General features: G+C 47.4%; 21 protein-coding genes. 3 read left to right on the top strand and 18 right to left on the bottom strand.

What is annotated here, in order from left to right; translation table 11 throughout:
• Nucleotides 1-10: 10 nt before the first annotated feature.
• The 3 genes from yidA to AXI59_RS03720 form a co-directional block, all read right to left on the bottom strand.
• Nucleotides 11-823, bottom strand: a complete 813-nt coding sequence (yidA, locus tag AXI59_RS03730) for a sugar-phosphatase (protein ID WP_061523334.1) — start codon at nt 821-823, stop codon at nt 11-13.
• 69 nt (nt 824-892) lie between these two features.
• A complete protein-coding gene (locus tag AXI59_RS03725; protein WP_061527437.1) occupies nt 893-1414 on the bottom strand; it encodes a hypothetical protein in 522 nt (173 codons plus the stop codon).
• Nucleotides 1404-1829 (bottom strand): DUF3255 family protein, encoded by a 426-nt coding sequence (locus AXI59_RS03720; protein ID WP_061527436.1) that lies wholly within the window; start codon nt 1827-1829, stop codon nt 1404-1406. Before AXI59_RS03720 ends, AXI59_RS03725 begins: the two co-directional genes overlap by 11 nt.
• A gap of 112 nt (nt 1830-1941) precedes the next feature.
• Between AXI59_RS03720 and AXI59_RS03715 the strand changes: the two genes are divergently transcribed.
• Nucleotides 1942-2340 (top strand): hypothetical protein, encoded by a 399-nt coding sequence (locus AXI59_RS03715; RefSeq protein ID WP_061523337.1) that lies wholly within the window; start codon nt 1942-1944, stop codon nt 2338-2340.
• Nucleotides 2341-2492: 152 nt separating this feature from the next.
• The gene (locus AXI59_RS03710) at nt 2493-2855 is read left to right on the top strand and encodes a hypothetical protein (RefSeq protein ID WP_061527435.1); all 363 of its coding nucleotides are present in this window, start codon (nt 2493-2495) and stop codon (nt 2853-2855) included.
• 54 nt (nt 2856-2909) lie between these two features.
• Here AXI59_RS03710 and AXI59_RS03705 read toward each other — a convergent pair whose 3' ends face one another.
• On the bottom strand, nt 2910-3302 hold the full coding sequence (locus tag AXI59_RS03705; protein WP_061523339.1) for a hypothetical protein: 393 nt from the start codon (nt 3300-3302) through the stop codon (nt 2910-2912).
• 139 nt (nt 3303-3441) lie between these two features.
• On the opposite strand from AXI59_RS03705, the gene AXI59_RS03700 reads away from it, so the two are divergent.
• On the top strand, nt 3442-4404 hold the full coding sequence (locus AXI59_RS03700; protein WP_061527434.1) for an iron-hydroxamate ABC transporter substrate-binding protein: 963 nt from the start codon (nt 3442-3444) through the stop codon (nt 4402-4404).
• 42 nt (nt 4405-4446) lie between these two features.
• On the opposite strand, the gene AXI59_RS03695 is transcribed toward AXI59_RS03700, so the two are convergent.
• From AXI59_RS03695 to iolA, 14 genes are all read right to left on the bottom strand, one after another.
• Nucleotides 4447-4794 (bottom strand): YxeA family protein, encoded by a 348-nt coding sequence (locus AXI59_RS03695; protein ID WP_061523341.1) that lies wholly within the window; start codon nt 4792-4794, stop codon nt 4447-4449.
• 15 nt (nt 4795-4809) lie between these two features.
• The gene (locus AXI59_RS03690) at nt 4810-6678 is read right to left on the bottom strand and encodes an FtsX-like permease family protein (RefSeq protein WP_061527433.1); all 1869 of its coding nucleotides are present in this window, start codon (nt 6676-6678) and stop codon (nt 4810-4812) included.
• Nucleotides 6653-7426, bottom strand: a complete 774-nt coding sequence (gene yxdL, locus AXI59_RS03685) for an ABC transporter ATP-binding protein YxdL (protein ID WP_061523343.1) — start codon at nt 7424-7426, stop codon at nt 6653-6655. Before yxdL ends, AXI59_RS03690 begins: the two co-directional genes overlap by 26 nt.
• Before the next feature lie 142 nt (nt 7427-7568).
• Nucleotides 7569-8546, bottom strand: a complete 978-nt coding sequence (locus AXI59_RS03680; RefSeq protein ID WP_061527432.1) for a sensor histidine kinase — start codon at nt 8544-8546, stop codon at nt 7569-7571.
• Entirely contained in the window at nt 8543-9232 is a 690-nt protein-coding gene (locus tag AXI59_RS03675; RefSeq protein WP_061527431.1) for a response regulator transcription factor, read from the bottom strand. The genes AXI59_RS03680 and AXI59_RS03675 overlap by 4 nt, the downstream gene beginning before the upstream one ends.
• A 117-nt stretch (nt 9233-9349) precedes the next feature.
• The gene (gene fba / locus AXI59_RS03670; protein ID WP_061527430.1) at nt 9350-10222 is read right to left on the bottom strand and encodes a class II fructose-1,6-bisphosphate aldolase; all 873 of its coding nucleotides are present in this window, start codon (nt 10220-10222) and stop codon (nt 9350-9352) included.
• A 2-nt stretch (nt 10223-10224) separates the two neighbouring features.
• Nucleotides 10225-11067, bottom strand: coding sequence for a 2-keto-myo-inositol isomerase (iolI, locus tag AXI59_RS03665; RefSeq protein WP_061523351.1), 843 nt, complete (start codon nt 11065-11067; stop codon nt 10225-10227).
• Between the two features lie 86 nt (nt 11068-11153).
• Entirely contained in the window at nt 11154-12023 is an 870-nt protein-coding gene (locus AXI59_RS03660) for a sugar phosphate isomerase/epimerase family protein (protein ID WP_061523352.1), read from the bottom strand.
• Between the two features lie 21 nt (nt 12024-12044).
• Nucleotides 12045-13079: a bifunctional inositol 2-dehydrogenase/D-chiro-inositol 1-dehydrogenase gene (gene iolG / locus AXI59_RS03655; RefSeq protein WP_061523353.1), complete on the bottom strand. Its 1035-nt coding sequence runs from the start codon at nt 13077-13079 to the stop codon at nt 12045-12047.
• Between the two features lie 148 nt (nt 13080-13227).
• The gene (iolE, locus tag AXI59_RS03650; protein WP_061527429.1) at nt 13228-14124 is read right to left on the bottom strand and encodes a myo-inosose-2 dehydratase; all 897 of its coding nucleotides are present in this window, start codon (nt 14122-14124) and stop codon (nt 13228-13230) included.
• Nucleotides 14125-14139: 15 nt separating this feature from the next.
• Entirely contained in the window at nt 14140-16053 is a 1914-nt protein-coding gene (gene iolD / locus AXI59_RS03645) for a 3D-(3,5/4)-trihydroxycyclohexane-1,2-dione acylhydrolase (decyclizing) (RefSeq protein WP_061527428.1), read from the bottom strand.
• Between the two features lie 34 nt (nt 16054-16087).
• On the bottom strand, nt 16088-17065 hold the full coding sequence (gene iolC / locus AXI59_RS03640; RefSeq protein ID WP_061527427.1) for a 5-dehydro-2-deoxygluconokinase: 978 nt from the start codon (nt 17063-17065) through the stop codon (nt 16088-16090).
• A gap of 23 nt (nt 17066-17088) precedes the next feature.
• Nucleotides 17089-17904: a 5-deoxy-glucuronate isomerase gene (gene iolB / locus AXI59_RS03635; protein WP_061527426.1), complete on the bottom strand. Its 816-nt coding sequence runs from the start codon at nt 17902-17904 to the stop codon at nt 17089-17091.
• A gap of 77 nt (nt 17905-17981) precedes the next feature.
• Nucleotides 17982-19445: a methylmalonate-semialdehyde dehydrogenase gene (iolA, locus tag AXI59_RS03630; RefSeq protein WP_061527425.1), complete on the bottom strand. Its 1464-nt coding sequence runs from the start codon at nt 19443-19445 to the stop codon at nt 17982-17984.
• Nucleotides 19446-19594: the final 149 nt, after the last annotated feature.

Here is a 19594-nt window from a genome sequence, read left to right as displayed (position 1 = left end):
TGATAGGGTGCTATTTTTTCAGCACAAGCTCCTGAATCGCATGTGCGACGCCGTGTTCGTTGTTCGATTTTGTCTCATAGTCGGCAATTTCTCTTGCTTCCGGGATGGCATTGGCCATCGCTACGCCGCAGCCGGCCCACTTAATCATGGACAGATCGTTGCCGTTATCGCCGATCGCCATGACGTGTTTCTGTTCAATGCCGAGCTGTTCGGCGAGGAGTTTGACTGCGTTTCCTTTGCTGACTTTCGGATGAAGAATCTCGTGAAAGAACGGCGCGCTTTTGACCATTGTGTACTTTTCTCTGTATGATTCCGGGATCGATTCGACCGTTTTGTCCAGCTTCTCCGGATCGTCGATGAACATGATTTTCGGAATCAGGATATCCTTCGGCACTTCTTCAATCGTGCGGAAATGAAGCGGCACCTTCGTGATGTATGATTCGTATACTGTGTATTCGCTGATGTCCCGATTCGGTGTGTATAAATTGGCTGAGTCAAAGTAATGCATCGGCGTGTCCAGCTGTAAGCTCAGCTCATGTAACGATTGCAAGTCTTCAAAGCCTAAGGATTGCTCAGCTACAACACCGTTTGTATACGTATTTTGGACAAGAGCGCCGTTATAGGCAATGACATAGTCGCCTTCTTCCTTTAAATTCAGCTCGTCCAAATACCGCTGCACTCCGCCGATCGGACGTCCTGTGCAGAGTACGATATTGACCCCTGCCGCTTTTGCAGCATTGAGCGCCTCACGGACTTCAGCTGTGACTTCATGATGATCGTTTAAAAGTGTTCCGTCCATATCTATCGCGATTAACTTGTACATCTTGCATCTCCTTCGTGTTGTTTTCGTCCTATCATCTCATCATATCGTTTTTTCTTTTCGCAATTCAATCTAAAAAGACGTTTTTCTCTTTATGAGCCGCGTTTGTTTTCGGACCGTAACCCGCCTTCTTCTTCGGCCGGCCTCCTCTGTTTCAGCGCCGCTTTCTTTTTTCTGCTTCATCAGCATCAGCCCTGCCATTAAGAAAGGAATAGCGGCCAGATCCATAACGGCAAGCTTCACTCCCATTGCTGCGGGAAAGTATCCCCACAATGAATAGCGGTTCCGTCTGATCATCACGTAAGAAATGATTTCTAACATGATAAAAACGGCATTCAGCCATAAATAAATGAGCAGCGCCGCAAACATAAAGAACAGCAATGTATTCCGCATCGTCCCTGAATAAAGGAGAGAACGCATCATGTCCGAAAATGAAAAAGACTGCATGGTGCCGTTTACGACATTTGGGTTATAGATGGTAAAATGCCCGAACTTATTTTCAATCTTAAAAAATAGCCACAACAGCGAAAACCATTGGATGATATGTATGATAACTCCTGTTAAAACGAGCCGGTCGGCAGCTTTATTTCTCATGTTTGTCCTCCTCGCCTGTTTTCATTCGTTTCATCGTTTTTATTTCTCCGTTTTCAATCCAGTTCAGCGTGCCGTTTTTTCCCCTTTTCAATGTGCTTTCGGCAGGATGAGGGGAGCCGAGATACTGAATCGTGATGGTTCCGTCTGTATTTTGGGATAACACTTTGTAAGCTTTGAAGGGCAGCTCTACTCCCCGGCCTTTAATCACTTGCTTTGTCAGCACTTTATCCTTCGTAAACGTGACCGTCTCTGATCTCACTCCGTCCATCGGCCCCGGCTTCAGGCCTTCATCCCATGTTCCGTAATAATAAGGCGTTTCGCCCTCTTTCTTCTGCTGGCATCCCGCCATCATCACACATCCGGCAATAAGAAGCAGCGTGATGAAGCCTGTGCCGTGAGTATGTATATTCCGCAATGTGATCACCTTCCCTTGAAACCTTTTGCACCATTATGGTAGGCAGATGCCGTGGCACTGTGCGATTGACTACATAGGGTATAAAGAAATTGACTAATAAGGAGAATGATGAATGAACCCATATCAGTACTACACACCCCCAGCTTATTTTCCCCAGCAGGAATATGAAGTGAGCCACGTTGAATATGAGCCATATCAGCAGGAAACCTACTATGCGGCGCCCTATCAGCAATATCAGCAATATCAGCAAGACGATCGGCAAACGACGGCGCTAGAACGAAGAGTCGCCCTGCTCGAAAGGCAAAACGTTCAGCAAACGCGGGAGCTTACCCGCCTCTCAACTGAAGATCAGCGCCAAAACCGTGAACTGACGCGGATGAATGAACAAATCGGGCGGCTGAGCCAAGCCATTGAACTTCATACCCGCCGCTTAAACCGGCTGAATCAGCGCCTGCGCACTGTTGAAAACAGACTCAATATCCCTTTCCACTCCACCGAAGGCGGTTTCTGAGAAAAAGGCAGGAATACAAGGCACTGTCGAGCCTTGTATTCCTCCCTGTACATATAAGGTGAATATTTGAATTCCTGTATTTTATGAATGCCTCTCTTATTCCTCCACATGATAAATGTTTAAATCCAATAACCCAATGGAGGTTTTTTATCATGTATCAAAACCAATACAGCGGAAATCAATTGAATCAGTGCCGTCAAACAGCGCAGCAGCTTATTCAGCAGACACAGCAAAGCAGCAATCAGTATAAACAAATGCTGCAGCAAGAACAGCAAAATATTCAAATTCTTCAGCAGGTGCTTAACCATGAGCAGCATGCCGTCCATACGATTCAGCAAGCGCTGCAGGGCCATGAAATGGCGATCCAAAAATGCCAGCAGATCGTAAATATGTGCAACCAGCTGCAGCACGAAGTAAGCGGGCAAATGCCTTCATCTATGATGAATTCAAACGTTTCTTCATTCCCGCAAAGCCAGCAGCACACACCATTCCAACAGCATTCATACCAGCAATAATAAAGTGATACAAATGACAAAGCTCGATGATTCGGACTTTGTCATTTGTTTTGTTTACCGATGTTTTGTCAGATCTATGTGCTGAGCGGGTTTTCCGCCAAATCTGGATTCGGCCTCATGTCTTACCGCCTCAAAAGCTCTTGCCTCTACACGTTGTTTAAACACGTCAAGCTGAATCAGATAGGCGGCCCTCACCTTCAAGCCATGAACGATGGTAATGACCCATAAAGGCAGCACTATATATACGCCGGGTTTCGATGGCAGAAAATAAGCGATTGCTAAAATAATAAAATAAATAAGACCGTATTTCAGCCAGTGCTTGTTCTTGGCTCTGTAACCGATATAGAAAAAAGCGAAAAAGCTGGTTAAAGCAAAAGGCACAAAAGTCAAAAGCAGCCACCAGCTGTGCAGCACTTCCCACCAGGCCCCTCGTTTCGTAATCAATATACATTCCCTCCTCCTTTACTACTATAACATGGATAATCAAGGAAGGTTTTCAAATAAAAAGCGTAGACGAGGACAGGCCTTCCTGCTATATTACTAATGATAATAATAATCATTATCAATATAAGGGGGGGGGATAATCATGAAGAAACAATCATGGCTGACCGGCCTGGCACTCCTGTTTGTTTTTGCTTTAAGCGCTTGCAGCGGCGCGAATGAAAGCAGCGGGCCAGCGTCAGGCAAGGAAAAGACGGACATGCGTACATACCATTCATCAAAAGGAGATGTAAAGATACCCGCGCACCCGAAGCGGATTGTCACTGATTTTTATGCGGGAGAGCTGTTCACCGTTGACGCAAATGTCGTCGGAGCCGGCTCATGGTCGTTCAAAAATCCGTTTATCAAAACACAGCTGAAAAACATCACGGACGTCGGCGATCCGGTCAATGTCGAGAAAGTTATGCAGCTGAAGCCTGATGTAATCGTACTAATGAAAGATGACCAATACGATAAATTGTCTAAAATCGCACCGACCATCGTCATTCCGTTTAACACCGCAAAAAATGTTAAAGACACGGTCAGCTTATTCGGAGATATTGCCGGAGCGAAGGATAAAGCGAAAAGCTTTATGGCAGACTTCAACAAAAAAGCGGAAACAGACAAAAAGAAACTCGAAGGCGTCATCAGCAAAGACGCGACATTCGGCCTTTATGAAAGCACGGATAAGGGAGAGCTCTGGGTCTTTAATGATCATTCCGGCCGCGGCGGCCAAGCGGTATATAACGCACTCGGACTGAAAGCGCCGCCCAAGGTAGAAAAAGATATTATGAAAACGGGGGAAATGAAACAGATCTCCCAAGAGGTCGTTCCTGAATATGCCGCTGATTATATGTTCATCACCGATTACAACCCGAACGGAGAAAGCAAAACCCTCCAGCGGCTGAAGGAATCTCCCATTTGGAAAAACTTAGACGCCGTGAAAAAGAATCGTGTCTTTATCAACGACTTTAACACCTTTTATCCGTATGACCCGATCTCCGTCAGCAAGCAAATGGATCTGATCACTGACATGCTGATCAAGCGGGCTGAAGAAAATAAAAAATAACAAAACGGCACAGAGATCTCTCTGTGCCGTTTGCTGTATGGCTTAATGAAATTTTGACTGCACGATGTTCGGCATATCTTCATACCTGACTTCTTCCCAGGTCTCTACATACTTTCCTTTTGCCCGCACCTTCAGATAAGCTTGCTTCCGAAGATCTTTTCCGGCAAAAAAGGTTACTTCATCTTTTTTTCCTGATTGATTATATCCCTCTAATGTATATTCAGTACCGCCCGGGCTAAGATGTTTGCCATCTCGATTAATCTGTACATATACATCTTGTTTGTGAATAAACGGATTAATTCTATCTGTAACGTCATTATGAAAAAAGAGAAGCCCGCAAATCACGGCAGCGGCCGCCAAAGCGGCCAAGATTGCCAATACCTTTTTCATCTGTATACTCCTCCCTTACTTTTTCATTTTTTTCAAATAGCTTGACCGCACCGCAAGGAAGAATAAGACTTGAAAAACGAAAAATCCTCCGATGGTGAAGCTGAGCGGTCCCGCCACATTGGAATAGCCTTCCACTGTCAGTGTTCTCAACGCAAACAGTGTATGAAGCACGGCGATCGCAAATGGAAAGAAGAATAAAATCGCCAATTGAATTGTCACGCTCTGCGACATTTCTTGTTCACTCAAGCCGATTTTCGCCAGTGAGCGGTAACGCTGCCGGTCCTCATCAGAATCGGTGAACAATCGGAAGTACAAGAAGCTACCCGCCGCCGTAAAGAAGACGATGGCGATAAACAGCCCGATGAATAGACTCAAGCTCGGAAGCTGCACCGTATCATAGTAGGTGCCCGCTTTTGTCATAAAATCAAAATGCACATCTGAATAGTCGCCGTAAAAATTATTTTTCAGTGACTGGCTGAAATCAAGGCTGTCTTTCCAATGATCATAGCTGTAACCGTATAATGCAGCTTTTTCACCTAATGATTTGAGATGGTCAAACGTTTCGCCGTTAACTGCAATGACGCTGTTCAATGAGATAAGCGGTTTTTTGACCTCTTTTACCGAAAGTTTTTGATTCGTCAGCTTTTGTTTTTGGTTCAGCAGCTTCAGCTGATCCGGCGATTCGTTTTTTAAATTGCTATCGTACGTACCCGGGAAATAAACAGCCTCACCGTCTTTCAGGCCGGCCAAGCTGACATGGAAGTATTTTGATAAGTCCGATTGATTGATCATAATAACAGGCGGGGCGCTGTCTCCCTGCTGATATCGAATATAGGAAACTTCCATATCGTCTCTCTTATACGTAAAGCCGTGCGTCTTCAAATCATGTTCAATTTCTTTCAGATGAGTCTGTTCTTTCTTATTGCCGCCGTACGATAAATACTCCATTTCATAAGCGGATTCCTTCGCCCCGACGGTCGCTTTGTACATCGCCAGAACGCCCGTGGCGGTAAACGCCACTGCGGAAATAATGCTGACAATAAAGAACAGGCGCGCGTTGTCTTTTAAACGATAGACAAGGTCAGAAACCCAAATGACATTTTTCCCGCGCAGATAAAAGGTTTTCCATTTCTTCAAAGCCCGCAAAATCCAGATGCTGCTTTGGCTGAAGAAGAAATACGTGCCGATAATCGTTAACAGTAAAATAAAAACAGGCTCATATCCGTGCACGTTGCCTTTGAGAACCATGCCGTACCCGGCCGCAAGGCATCCGACGCCGAATAATGACAGAATCACAGATGGCTTCGGCTCCGGTTTGATTTTTTCAGTGCCTTTGATCAGTTTAATAATCGTGTTTGATCTAATGAAAAAGATCGTGAATTGCGATAAAAGGAAAAATAAGAGCAGGAACCCGCCGCCCGTAATCCCGAGCGCTTTCCAAGGCATATATAAAGGCAAAGCCTTCATTTCTAAAATATAAGCTCCGACTGTAAAAAACGTTTTTGAAAAGATAAAACCGCCGATAATGCCGGCCGCAATCGACATGACGCCGATGATCATATTTTCCGCAGTAATCAGCGCTCTGAGCTGTCCCGGCGTGATGCCCTGCATGAGCAGTATGCCGAATTCCTTATTCCTGGATTTCAGGAATGCATTCACGGAATACAGGACAAACAAGAAAGAAAATACAAAAATCATCCATTCGGCTGCGGTTAAGCCCTTTTTGGCAATGTTATTCAAGTAGCCTTCCTTCAAAGCCGGATGAAACAAAAACATGGCAAAGGTAAAGAAAATCAATACAGAAAAGGCGCTGCTTAAAAAGAAAGCGAGATAGGCCCTTTTGTTCCTCGTGACATTTTTATAAGCGAACTGAAGAAAGGTCATTTGCGTTTCCCCCCAGCATAGACAGCACATCAAGGATTTGTTCATAAAACACTTGGCGGTTTTCCCCGCGGTAAATCTCGTTAAACAGCTCGCCGTCTTTAATAAAAATGACGCGGCGGCAGTAGCTCGCCGCAACCGGATCGTGGGTCACCATCAAAGCCGTGATCTTGTCATTCTGGTTCAGGCTTTGCATCGTTTCCATCACATCCTTCGACGCTTTGGAATCAAGGTTTCCCGTCGGTTCATCAGCTAGAATGAGGGATGGTTTATGAATGACAGCTCTTGCGATGGCGGCCCGCTGGCGCTGGCCTCCGGACACCTCGAACGTCCGTTTATTCAGCAAATCTTCAATCCCCAGCTTCCCGGCGATGCTGCGCAATTTTTCTTCCATCACAGACGGCGATTCTTTTTCAAGCGTTAATGGCAGCATAATATTTTCACCGATCGTCAGCGTGTCCAGCAGATTGAAATCCTGAAACACAAATCCAAGCTGCTTGCGGCGGAAATGGGCGAGCCGTGTCCGCTTCAGATGGTGCGGGTTCTCCCCGTGAATCAGGATATCGCCGGAATCAGGCCGGTCAATCGTTGAGATGATGTTCAGCAGTGTCGTTTTTCCTGACCCTGACGGCCCCATCACCGCCGTAAACTCTCCTTCTTCTATTGAAAATGAAATTTGTTTTAAGGCTTGGTAGGACACTTGTCCTTTGTAAGTTTTATTTATATGTTTAACTTCAAGCATATTCGCCATGAGAATCCTCCTTATGGTTTTATTCTTGTTGATCAACGTGTTTTTCATGTGCATCGGGGCTTTTCAACGAAAAATCCCCTTGACGTAAACAAATCTTATCAAGGGGAAACAGAATGTGCTATGTTGTTTTCTTAACGAAGCCTTACACTTTTGTAAGAAATGAAAATCGAACCGCCGTACCTTCGCCGGGAGATGAGCTGATCTCCACCTCATGGTTGAGCTTGTCCGTGATTTCTTTGACAAGATGCAGGCCGATGCCCGTTGATTCTTGGAAACGGCGGCCGTTTTCGCCGGTATAATAAGGATCAAATACCCGCTTCAGATCCTGAGAAGGAATGCCGACGCCGCGGTCTCTGACTTCCAGCACCGACTTGTCCCCGTCCCGGAAGACAGTCAGCTCCACCCTGTCACTCTTCCCGCCTGAATACTTCACCGCGTTTGTCACCACCTGGCCTATCGCGAACTTCAGCCATTTGGCATCAGTGTAAATCTTGTCATCAACGAGAAATTTCGTTTCAGGATACACCCGGTACTGGATAAATAAACGTTTATAGCTTTGAATGACGGATTGAACGAGCCCGGATAAGGAAACCGCCTCGATTTTAAAATCCCTTTCGAACAAATCAAGCCGCGATGAGTACAGGAGCGTCTCAAGCCCGTATTCAATCTGCCGGACCTCTTTTTTGATTTGTTCAAAAATCGGCTCATCCTCTTCCTGAACGATTAAATTAATGACAGAAAGCGGCGTTTTCACTTGGTGGACCCATTGATTCATATACGTCACTCTTGCGTCAAGCTTGGCTTCCGTCTCATGGAGCTTCTGATGCTGCAAGCGGATCAGCTCCATCTGCTTTTCATAAAGCTCTGAACAAAACACCGAAGAGCCTAGAAAAGGGACTTCCGTATCGTCCTGTCCCGAGCTGATCCACTCATAAACGCCGCGGTCCTTGTACCAGCGGTAGACCAAGTACCCCGCCAAAATCAGAAGCTGCACGCCCAATATATAAAAAAGATGAGAAAAAGAATGAAGACCCGCAAACCAATAGTAAAAGAACACAAACAAGCCTTGGAGAAAAAACAGCAGGATTAACACAGTATGAGATTGCAAAAACAGCTTCATGACAGAGTCCTCAGCTGATAGCCTTCGCCCCGCACCGATTCAATCGAAACAGGCACACCGAGCTCCCGCAGTTTTTTACGCAGCCGTGTAATATACACATTCAGCGTATTGTCATCGACGAAAATATCAGTGTCCCACGTTTTTTCCATCAGGCGGTCTCTTCCCGTCACCTTTTCTCCCCGCTCTAAAAGCACCTCAAGCAGCTTGCTTTCCTTCTTTGACAGCTCGCTTTTTTCATCTTGATAACGCAATTCAAACCGTTCCACAAAAAGCTGTACACCGGCATATTCGATCACTTTTTCTCCTTGCTTTGCGGCGTACTCGCCATATGCCCTGCGGATTTGGCTTTTGATTTTCGCCAATACAATATCATAGGAAAACGGTTTTTCTATATAATCATCTCCGCCGTTTTCAATCGCCATCACCTGATCCATTTCCCCGTTTCTGGCTGAAATGAAAATGATCGGGCTTGTCGAGTGCTGGCGGATCTGGCGGCACCAATAATATCCGTCATAGGACGGGAGGTTGATATCGAGCAGCACCACATCAGGCTTTTCCCGCAAGAACACGTCCAAGACAGTTGTGAAATCAGAGGTCACCACGGTTTGATAACCGTATTTCTCAAGGTAATTCCGCAGCAGCCCACGAATGTCTTCACTATCTTCCACAATCATGATTTTATTCAAACTGAACCACTCCCAATTTTTGCGCTGATGCCCTCATCATAATCGTTTAGGGCGTACAGACGCAACACCGCACAAAAAACCGCCTTCCCGTTAAGATGGCGGCGGTTCTTTATCCTGTCAGCCCACTTGCTGCTTGGCGGCTTTTCCGGCTGATCCGAATTCCCTCATTTTGCTTCGCACAGTCTCTTCCACGGCTTCGATACCGGGTGTCATATAGCCCCGCGGTTCGTACATATCTTCGTTTTCCTGGAATATGCTCCGTGTTTTGTCTGTCCACGCTATCATACATTCCGTATTGATATTTATCTTCGCGTGGCCGAGTTTGATGGCTTTTTTGATTTGGTCTTGCGGAATCCCGGATGCTCCGTGAAGAACGAGAGGAATATCGGTGATGCGGGAGATTTCCTCCATTTCCTTAAATCCGAGGTTCGGCTCGCCCTGATACTTGCCGTGAACCGAGCCAAGCGCCGCGGCCAGTGCGTCGATATTGGTTTCTTTGACAATCCGCTCACATTCCCTGATATCGGCATAGCACACTCCGCCAATCAGGCCGTCTTCCATCCCGCCTACCGTGCCGACTTCGGCTTCGACCGATATGCCGTGCTTTGCGGCATAATCAGCGACTTCTTTTGTCATGGCGATATTCTCATCAATCGGGCAGTGGGAACCGTCAATCATCACTGAGCTGAATCCCGCATCAATCGCCTGTTTGCAGCGTGCCGCACTGCTTCCGTGATCAAGATGAAGCACAACGGGAACGGTAATCGCCATTTCCTCCATTAACGCGCTGACCATGGCGGCGATCGTTTTAAAGCCGCCTAAATAGTCGATCAGGCGATCGGAAGCCGCGGCGATGACCGGCGATTGCTCCTTTTGCGCCGCATGTAAAATCGCCTTTGTCCATTGAAGGCCGTTTATATTAAACTGACCGACTGCATAATGCTCCCGTTTCGCTTCTGCAAGAAGATGTTTCATGGTGACAAAAGCCATGTTCACGCCTCCTTCATGAAGTATTTTGATACGACGGCTTCCGTTGTTTCTTTTGCCGTTTTGATCGTTTCCTCCGCGCTCAGCTTGTAGTATTCAGGCCTGAACAGTTCGACGGAGGCAACGTCTGAGAATCCGATTTCTTTCAGCGCTGATAAGTGGGCGTCTAAGTCGATCGCTCCGTGCCCCGGCCAGACGCGATCCTCGTCGGTTAAACATCCGATTGGGAAATCTTCTGTATCGTCAATGTGATAAATAAAGATTTTCTTCCCGTCAGCCTGCTTTACGTCTTCAAGGTTTGATCCCATCGCGTGGAAATGGAAGCTGTCAAACACAAGCCCGACATTATCCCGGCCGACAGCGTTCACGATGTCATACGCCTGTTCAAATGTATTGACCGTACATTGCGGGTGGCCGACAAATTCAAGTGCGATGTTTACGCTGTACGGCTCCGCGATATCCGAAAGCTCAGTCAGAACCTCTATGCTGCTCTTTTTGATCTCTTCTTTTAAGATTTTTCGCTCTGTCACCAGCGGCACGGCTACCACATATTTCACGCCGAGCGTTTTGCAGGTTTCCATCATGCTTTTGAATTCCGAAATGATCTCCCTATAGCCCTTTTCATCACGATTGTTGAAGAAAACCAGTGCGTTCAGGGCAAGCGGTTTAATGTGGTGGGTTTGAAAATATTCCGCAAGATCGGCCAGTGAATGGTCCTTTAAGTACTCCGGCAGCTTATCCATTGTGCGGATTTCAATATAATCATAGCCGTGCTTTTCGCATAGCTCTAAATCCTGTTTCAGGTTTGAATTCTCCAACGTTGTCGCCTCATTAAAGCAAAGTTTCATGTCAGCCTCTCCCATCCGCGTTTTAGATATGAAGGGAGTCCGGCTGCAGGGCTTTTCCGCCTGCCCCGCCGAACTCCATACTCAGCTTATGCCAGACCTAATTCTTCTTTCATTTTTTGAAGCATAAACCGACTTGATTCATCCGCTCTTTCATCGACCCAAGCAAAAACGGCATTCGTCGCAATTCCGTCGAATTTCATCTCTCTCATCTTTCTGAAAATCGTATCAAAATCAACCTCGCCTTGCCCAATGTCCAAATGCTGGTGAACCGTTACTTTCGCGTCAGGCGGATTGACGATGTAGCGCAGGCCATGCGCCGCTTTATGATTATAGGTATCTGCAAATAAAACATGTGTGAGGCGGTCGCCGGCTTCGTCAAACATTGTCTCGATATCGCCTTTGCCGTCATCATAGAAGAACGTATGCGCAGTCGAGTAGACAAGATTGATCCAATCCTTGTCAAGCGCGCGGATCATATCCATCGCACCTTTGTGCGTCTCGATAAAATCATACGGATGGGCCTGCAGATTGAGTTTAACGCCTTCTTTTTCAAAGACGGGCAGCAGTTCATCCATGGATTTGATAAATTTTTCTTCACTTGTTAACGGATCATATTTTGAACCGCTGAATTCGCTGTTCATCAAATCCACTTCAAGTTCAACCGCAATTTCGATCGCCCGTTTCCAGTTGCGCACGGCGGCCTGGCGGCGGTCTTCATCGGGACCCGCCCAGTGATAAAGCGGAAGGAGAGATGAAAGCTTCACACCTGTATCACTTAAAAGGCGCTTGAGTTTTTTGATCTTTGCTGAATCGACTTTCGGGTATTTATAGAATGGACAAAAATCCTCGCGCGGCGATAGTTCGATATATTCATATCCAAGCTCCGCCGTTTTATAGACCATTTCCTCCAAAGTTAAATCATCTCGGTACATTGATGGGTCCAAGGCTAATTTCATATTTTTTTACTCCCTGATCTATTATTTGTTCACAGTCGTAAATGATTGATAGAATTCTGGTTTCTCTTGGAGTGCCACAGGCTCTTTCTGTCCTGATTCCTGGGCTTTTACGCACGCGTCAGTCGTCACGGCAGCGATATAGCCGTCCCAAGCTGTCGGCCCGCTGACCTCGCCTTTTTTCCGGATGGAATCAATGAAATCCTGGATTTCCACATCGTACGCTTCCATGAAGCGGCGCTTCCAGTCCATCAGAATATCTGTGCTGAATTTGCCTTCTTTTCTCAAGCTGATGCTTGATGGTTCAGGAAGCTTGATGATGCCGTCTTCTCCGACGATTTCACATTGAATGTCATAGCCGTATTTACAGTTCACATAGATTTCAGCATTGATGACGATACCGCCTTTTGTTTCAATGATGACAATTTGCGGATCTTTTAAATGCGGCAGCGCATTTTTTGATTTCTTCGGATAGATGACCTGAACGGATTCATAGTCGTCATTGACGAGCCAATGAAGAACGTCAATTTCATGAACAAGCGTATCGACGACGGCCATATCCGTTGAATAGTTCGGGTCCACAGCCGGATTGCGGTGCGCGCAGTGAATCATAAGCGGTTCGCCGATAACGCGGTTGTCGATGGCCTCTTTCAGCTGTACGTAACCGCTGTCATATCTGCGCATAAAGCCTACCTGCACCAATCGTTTTCCTGCCTTCATTTCTTCCTCGACAATGCGCATGCAGCCTTCAGCCGTTGTCGCAAGCGGCTTCTCGCAAAATACGTACTTGCCGTGCTGAATCGCTTTCAATACGCTGGACTCATGAGCCGGCCCCCAGCTTGTCACTAAGACAGCGTCTACATTCTCGTCAGCGACGAGGCTGTCATCATCAGCGTAAACCGCTGCGTTCAGATTATAATCTTGAACGGTTTGCTGCGCAGCGGCCTGATTCACATCCGTTACAGCGGTAATTTCCGCTCCGGACAGTTTGTTTGTGATGCGGTTGATGTGCTCTTTTCCGATTGCCCCGGTTCCGATAACACCAATACGTAAATTCATTGACAGCCACTCCCTCTGATATTAAATAATGTTCTTGCTTTTCTTTATATTGCTTTCAGGTTACTCTTGTATCTGTTTAAGCGGCGTACCAGAGGATTCAGTGCGAACACAAGTCATACAAGCAGGATCGCAGCCTTATACATCCCCTCTAATTTGCAAGATCGAGCAGCTCGCGGTCGATATACTGCCTTGCCATCAGCGCATACTCAAGCGGGTTGGCGACATCAGGGTCTTGCTCAGCTTCAATGACGATCCAGCCGGAGTAATCGTGCTTTAAAAGCGTCCGGTATACATCTGTAAAATCGATGCATCCGTCTCCCGGAACGGTAAACATCCCCTGCAAAAACGACTGCTGGAATGACTTCCCTTCTTTCTTGCATTGCTCCATAATATCAAGCCGGGCGTCCTTGAAATGCACGTGCTTGATCCGGTCGATATGCTTGTTGAGCATCGACATATAGTCTCCGTCCGAGATGTAGGCATGGCCGGTATCATAAAGAAGGTGGACATGCGCAGGGTCAGTATGTTCCATCAGCCGGTCGACTTCTTCCGCCGTCTGGATGCCTGTGCCGAGATGATGATGGTATACAAGCGTAAGGCCGTGCTCATCAGCGATTTTCCCGAGACGGTTTAAACCGTTACACAGCGTTTCCCATTCTTCGTTCGTAAAGTAAGGTTTTTTCTTAAAGACATCAATGTCCAAGCCCTGTACACTGTACGTTTGTTCAGAGACGGTGGCGACATCGGCTCCGACTTCTTGTAAATATTTGCATTGTTCTGTAAACTCGGCCGCCGTTTTTTCAATACCGTCGCGAAGGATGAAGCTGCTGAACCATTTCCCCGCGATCCGTAAATTCCGAAGCCCCAGCTCCTTATTCAAAATGGAGGGTTCAGGGAAAAACCCTCCGACTTCTGTTCCTTGAAAACGCGCGACCACAATATCACTTAGCAAATGCTGCAGCGTATTGCCGGCTCCGATTTCTGGAATATCGTCATTCCGCCACCCTATGGGGGCAATGCCCCACAGAATATCGTGTTTGCCCATCATGATGCCTCCCCTCTAGTACTGCTTCGCGGCATTCAGCATTTTCTCTTTTGCTTCATATGCCTTTCGGACGCTTTCCTGTTCAGAAACTTCCGCCACACCGACATGCCACCAGCTGTCATAGCCGTCTGTCATCGTTTTCGGAAGGACCTTCATCTCAATCAATGTTGATACGTCTTGTTTTTTCGCGTCTTCCAGCGCCGCTTTCAGCTCTTCCGCTGTATTGGCTTTGTATGTTTTGGCGCCGTAGCCTTCTGCCACTTTAGCATAGTCAACATTTAAAATCTGATTGCCGTCTGTCCGGAACTCACAGAAATAACTGCCGCTGCCATGATCCATCTGCAGGTTGTTGATACAGCCGAAGCCGGAGTTATCAAAGAGCAGGACATTGATTTTTTTGTTATATTGAATGGCCGTAATCAGCTCTGAGTGCAGCATCAGAAAGCTTCCGTCTCCGACGAGCGAATAGACCTCTTTGTCAGGATGGGCCAGTTTGAGGCCGAGTGTGCCTGATACCTCGTATCCCATGCAGGAGTAGCCGTATTCCAGGTGGTACGTATTCGGGACATTGGAGTGCCACAAACGCTGTAAGTCTCCCGGAAGAGAACCCGCCGAACTGATGACGACACTGTCTTCAGGAATCGTTTCGTTAATGGTAAGCAGCGCCGTTGTTTGCGGAAGCTCCGTCTGCAGCGCGTCAGCATACTCATTTAAAACGGCCTGAGAGAAATGGTGTTTAATTTCCGGTACGAATGCTTCACGCTTGAAGGTGACCTTGCCGAGGCGCTCCCGTTCAGCCAGCCATTCGTCTTTCCATTCTTTAATCGTTGAACCGAATTCACTCTTGTATCCTTCTAATAAGCCGTACAGCTTGCCGAGCGCCGCTTTCGCATCCGCCACGACTTGGAACGCGTCCAGTTTGTACGCCTGCATTCTGCTGACATTGATATTTAGAAATTTGGCTTTGTCAAAATCGAATGCCGTTTTTGACGATGTCGCAAAGTCCGTGTAGCGTGTGCCGATTCCGATGATTAAATCGGCCTTTCGGGCCGCCTTGTTCGCGGCGAGTGTTCCCGTGATGCCCATGCCGCCCAAATTGTTGGCGAAATCAGCTTCAACCGTCGATTTGCCGGCCTGCGTTTCCACAAGGGGGATGCCGTATGTTTCAGAAATCGCGATCAATTCTTCACGCGCACCGGAATACTTCGCGCCGCCGCCCACTAAGATGACAGGGTTTTTGCTCGCTTTTATTCTTTCCGCAGCGCCTTTCAGCTCACGCTCACTCGGCTGCATCCGGTCGATGTAATGAACGCGCTTTTCGAAGAAGCTTTCATCGAAATCATATGCTTCCCCCTCTACATCTTGAGAAATACAAATCGTTGCCGGGCCCGCTTTTGCTGGGTCTGTCATCACTTCAAATGCCCGGATTAAGCTGCTCATCAGCTGCTCGGGGCGTGTAATGCGGTCCCAATATCGAGAAACAGGCTTCAATGCATCGTTTGTCGTAATCGCCGCACTGTATTCTTGTTCCACCTGCTGTAAGACGGGGTCCGGCTGCCTCGTCGCAAATGTGTCCGCCGGAAGCAGCAGCACCGGAATATTATTGGCCAGCGCCGTACCTGCCGCGGCCGTTAAGTTCGCGGCTCCCGGGCCGACTGACGTCGATACGGCGTAAATTTTTCTTCTCATCATTTGCTTGCTGTATGCCATTGCGGCATGTGCCATGCCTTGCTCGTTTTTGCCTTGAAAAACTTTCAAATGGCCGGCGTCTTGTTCAAGCGCTTGCCCGATCCCCAGCACATTTCCATGACCGAAAATCGTGAAGATCCCTTCAACGAACGGTTCTTCCTTTCCGTCAACATGGATGTACTGCTGGTTTAAAAATTTGATCAGCGCTTGTGCTGTCGTTAAGCGAAGTTTCCTGCCCACAAACGATCCCACCTTTTATACGTTTGATTTACCATTAAGACTGTGCTTCAATGAGCCTGACGATTTCATCCGCAGCCGGCATCGCATCCGAAGAGCTGTGCTTGCTGACGACGATTGATGCGGAAGCGCTCCCGTATTTTAATGCCGTTTCGATGTCTTTTCCGCTGACAAGTCCGTAGAGGAAGGCTGAGGCATAGGAATCGCCCGCGCCGAATGTTTTCAATACTTTTGTTTTGTATGCTTTTGCCCGGAAGACCTCTCCTGATTTGCTGTATGCGTATGACCCGTCAACGCCGTGCTTGATGACGGCAAGGTCTGCGGAGTGCGCAAATAAGTGCTGAACGGTTTCTTCGTTATTTCCGCCGGGGCGGTTTTCCATCACGTCAAATTCGTCACGCGTGCCGATGATAATGTCGGATTGTTCCGCAACCAATGTGTAGTAAACGGCTGTTTCTTCTGCCGACTGCCATGTATACGGACGATAGTCGAGTTCAAAAACGACTTTCACATTATGCTTTTTCGCGATGTTTACCGCCTTGAGGACGGCTTCGCGTGAAGGGCTCTTCGCAAGCGCCGTACCTGATACGAGAAGCATCTTCGCGTTTGCGACGTACTCTTCACTGACTTCGGACGGCTCAAGATACAAATCCGCCACATCATCTCTGTACATCAAAATGCTGCACTCTTCAGGGCTGAGAATTTCAGTAAAAGCGAGACCCGCTTTGTGTCCGTTTCTGTCAATGATCATCCGTGACGTATCGACGCCCTTTCCCTTCATATACGACTCGATGAATCTGCCGTGCTGATCGTCTGGAATTTTACCGATAAAACCCGCTTTTAAGCCGAGCTTGGCGCTGCCGATCGCGATATTTGCCGGAGAGCCTCCGACATATTTAGAAAACGTCATCGTTTCTTCCATCGGCCGATTGTATTCCGCCGCGTTCAAATCAATACACGCGCGTCCGATTGCGACAATATCAAACTCTTTTTCTTCATTAAACGTATACTTCATCGTAAACTGCCACTCCTCACTTGTTAGGGTTCCAGAATCCATTCATGGGCGGGATCATTATGAAACTTCCATTTCCGTGTCGGTCCTGCCATTACATTTAAGTAGTAGGATGTATATCCGTCCGGAACACCAACCGGGTGATAGCCAGCCGGCACAATGACAACGTTTTCATTTTCTGCAGTCATCGTCTCATCAATAGAGCGGTCGTCCGTGTACACGCGCTGGAATACAAAGCCTTGCGGCGGGTTGATTTCATGATAATAGGTTTCTTCTAAAAAGGATTCGGCAGGCAGATTGTCTTGGTCATGTTTATGAGGCGGATAGCTCGACCAGTTGCCGCTGTCCGTATAGACTTCAACAACCAGCAGGCTGTTTGCCGACGGATCTGAATCGGGGAGAATGTTGTGAACGGTCCGTTTATTCGCCAGCTTTCCGCGATGCTCCACGCCGTTATCCTCCGCTTTAATCAGCTTTGTCGGGAGCTGCCGTTCAGACGGAGAATAGCAAAGCGCGACCCGTGCCGGGCTGACAGCTGTGATGTCAAAGGATTGATCGTTTGATACATAGACGCTGTCCGTCGGTTTTCTTTCAAATACGCTCTCGCGGGTGCCGATGCTTTCAAATGTCTGATCATGATCCGTCACCGTCATTTTGCCTGTCATTGCAACGATACAGCACTCCATCTTTTTCAATTCTTCTGTATAGCGGGAGCCCGGTGCGAGATCCACGACTTTAAACCCGACATATTCGAGGTCTGAATTAGCTGCTGTGACTTCATGAATGATCTTCACGCCTTGTGAAAGCTCATTTGCCTGCGGTTTTCGCAACAAATGACTCATGATTTATTCCTCCTCTTTATTGTAAAGAATGAGCCCGGACGGCAGCATTTCACAAGCCGCCCGGGATGGCTGTCATATTAGTTGAAGTCCGGGGACGGGTATCTTGCCGTCACGACTTTTTTACGTGTATAGAAATCAACGCTGTCTTTTCCGTTTGCGTGCAATGTTCCGAAGAAAGAAGACTTCCAGCCGGAGAATGGGAAGAATGCCATTGGCGCAGGCACACCGAGGTTGATGCCGAGCATTCCCGCATCGATATTCTCACGGAAGTAACGGATCGCGTTCGCATTTGAAGTAAACAGGCACGCGCCGTTGGCAAATTCAGACTGGTTGGCGATATCAACCGCTTCTTTTAAGTTCTTCACGCGGATGACGGACAATACAGGCGCGAAGATTTCGTCCTTCCAGATTGTCATATCCGTTGTGACGTTATCAAAAATCGTCGGGCCGACAAAATAGCCTTCTTCCGATACATGTTCACGGCCGTCACAAAGGAGTCTCGCCCCTTCTTCAATTCCTTTTTCGATATAGCCGAGCGTGCGTTTTTTGTTGTCCTCGCGAATGACAGGGCCTAAGAAGACGCCGTCATCCAATCCGTTTCCGATTTTGATGTCTGCAGCCTTTTCCTGCAATTTCGCCATAAACTCGTCAGCGATTCCCTCTTCAACCGTCACAACCGCGCAAGCCATGCAGCGCTCCCCTGCTGAACCGAATGCAGCGCCGATAATGTTTGTAACCGTATCTTCAAGGTGGGCGTCATTTAAAACGATTGTATGGTTTTTCGCGCCCGTTAACGCCTGAACGCGTTTTAAGTTTTCGCTTCCTTTCTTGAACACGTACTCGCCGACCGGTTTTGATCCGACGAATGAAATGGCTTTAATCTCAGGATGCTCAAGAACGCCGTTTACGACGTCATGCGCTCCGTGTACGACGTTGAATACGCCTTTCGGGAGCCCGGCCTGTTCAAACAGCTCGACCAGCTTCTCCGTTAACAGCGGGGTGCGCTCAGACGGCTTCAGAATGAAGGTGTTTCCTAATGAAATCGCCATCGGAAACATCCAGCAAGGAACCATCATCGGGAAGTTGAATGGCGCGATTCCGCCGACCACTCCGATTGGGTAGCGGTAGTTCGCTGCTTCTACATCCGTCGCGATTGAGGCGAGTGAATCGCCCATCATAAGGGAAGGCGCTCCCGCGGCGAATTCGACGTTTTCAATCCCGCGTCCCACTTCGCCCAGCGCTTCTGTCGTGTTTTTACCGTTTTCCAATGTAATGAGGCGGGCAAGCTCTTCTTTGTTTTGCTGAAGAAGCTGCTGATAGTTAAATAGGATTCTCGCGCGGCGCGGAACCGCCGTCTTTGACCATGTTTTAAACGCTTCAGCCGCTGATCGGACGGCGTAATCAACGTCTTCTTGCGTAGAAATCGGAACCCGGCACATCACTTCTTTTGTAGCCGGATTAACAACGTCTTCATATTGATCTGTATTACTTTCAACCCATTCACCATTGATGTAGTTTTTCAGTTTTCTAATCTCTGCCATTCTTATTGCCTCCTTAAATAGTAAACATCCCTATACAGCTGGAGCATAAAGGATGAATATATTTATGATTTACATACAAAAGACATGAATAAAACGCTTACAAATGTTAAAATGTTGGTAATTCGTAAAATTTGATCATTTGATGAAAA

This window comes from Bacillus nakamurai, assembly GCF_001584325.1.
Lineage (GTDB): Bacteria > Bacillota > Bacilli > Bacillales > Bacillaceae > Bacillus > Bacillus nakamurai.
The sequence above is the reverse complement of the archived record's forward strand: the minus strand, read 5'-3'. Positions and strand labels throughout refer to the sequence as shown.

What these genes read in the sequence shown, in the direction of transcription:
- AXI59_RS03690 (WP_061527433.1), bottom strand. Translation starts at nt 6,678, where the DNA reads ATGACCTTTCTTCAGTTCGCTTATAAAAATGTCACGAGGAACAAAAGG.
- iolI (WP_061523351.1), bottom strand. Translation starts at nt 11,067, where the DNA reads ATGAAACTTTGCTTTAATGAGGCGACAACGTTGGAGAATTCAAACCTG.
- iolG (WP_061523353.1), bottom strand. Translation starts at nt 13,079, where the DNA reads ATGAATTTACGTATTGGTGTTATCGGAACCGGGGCAATCGGAAAAGAG.
- AXI59_RS03700 (WP_061527434.1), top strand. Translation starts at nt 3,442, where the DNA reads ATGAAGAAACAATCATGGCTGACCGGCCTGGCACTCCTGTTTGTTTTT.
- AXI59_RS03725 (WP_061527437.1), bottom strand. Translation starts at nt 1,414, where the DNA reads ATGAGAAATAAAGCTGCCGACCGGCTCGTTTTAACAGGAGTTATCATA.
- fba (WP_061527430.1), bottom strand. Translation starts at nt 10,222, where the DNA reads ATGGCTTTTGTCACCATGAAACATCTTCTTGCAGAAGCGAAACGGGAG.
- AXI59_RS03680 (WP_061527432.1), bottom strand. Translation starts at nt 8,546, where the DNA reads ATGAAGCTGTTTTTGCAATCTCATACTGTGTTAATCCTGCTGTTTTTT.
- AXI59_RS03660 (WP_061523352.1), bottom strand. Translation starts at nt 12,023, where the DNA reads ATGAAATTAGCCTTGGACCCATCAATGTACCGAGATGATTTAACTTTG.
- iolA (WP_061527425.1), bottom strand. Translation starts at nt 19,445, where the DNA reads ATGGCAGAGATTAGAAAACTGAAAAACTACATCAATGGTGAATGGGTT.
- iolC (WP_061527427.1), bottom strand. Translation starts at nt 17,065, where the DNA reads ATGAAGTATACGTTTAATGAAGAAAAAGAGTTTGATATTGTCGCAATC.
- iolE (WP_061527429.1), bottom strand. Translation starts at nt 14,124, where the DNA reads ATGGGCAAACACGATATTCTGTGGGGCATTGCCCCCATAGGGTGGCGG.
- AXI59_RS03710 (WP_061527435.1), top strand. Translation starts at nt 2,493, where the DNA reads ATGTATCAAAACCAATACAGCGGAAATCAATTGAATCAGTGCCGTCAA.
- iolB (WP_061527426.1), bottom strand. Translation starts at nt 17,904, where the DNA reads ATGAGTCATTTGTTGCGAAAACCGCAGGCAAATGAGCTTTCACAAGGC.
- yxdL (WP_061523343.1), bottom strand. Translation starts at nt 7,426, where the DNA reads ATGGCGAATATGCTTGAAGTTAAACATATAAATAAAACTTACAAAGGA.
- AXI59_RS03715 (WP_061523337.1), top strand. Translation starts at nt 1,942, where the DNA reads ATGAACCCATATCAGTACTACACACCCCCAGCTTATTTTCCCCAGCAG.
- yidA (WP_061523334.1), bottom strand. Translation starts at nt 823, where the DNA reads ATGTACAAGTTAATCGCGATAGATATGGACGGAACACTTTTAAACGAT.
- AXI59_RS03695 (WP_061523341.1), bottom strand. Translation starts at nt 4,794, where the DNA reads ATGAAAAAGGTATTGGCAATCTTGGCCGCTTTGGCGGCCGCTGCCGTG.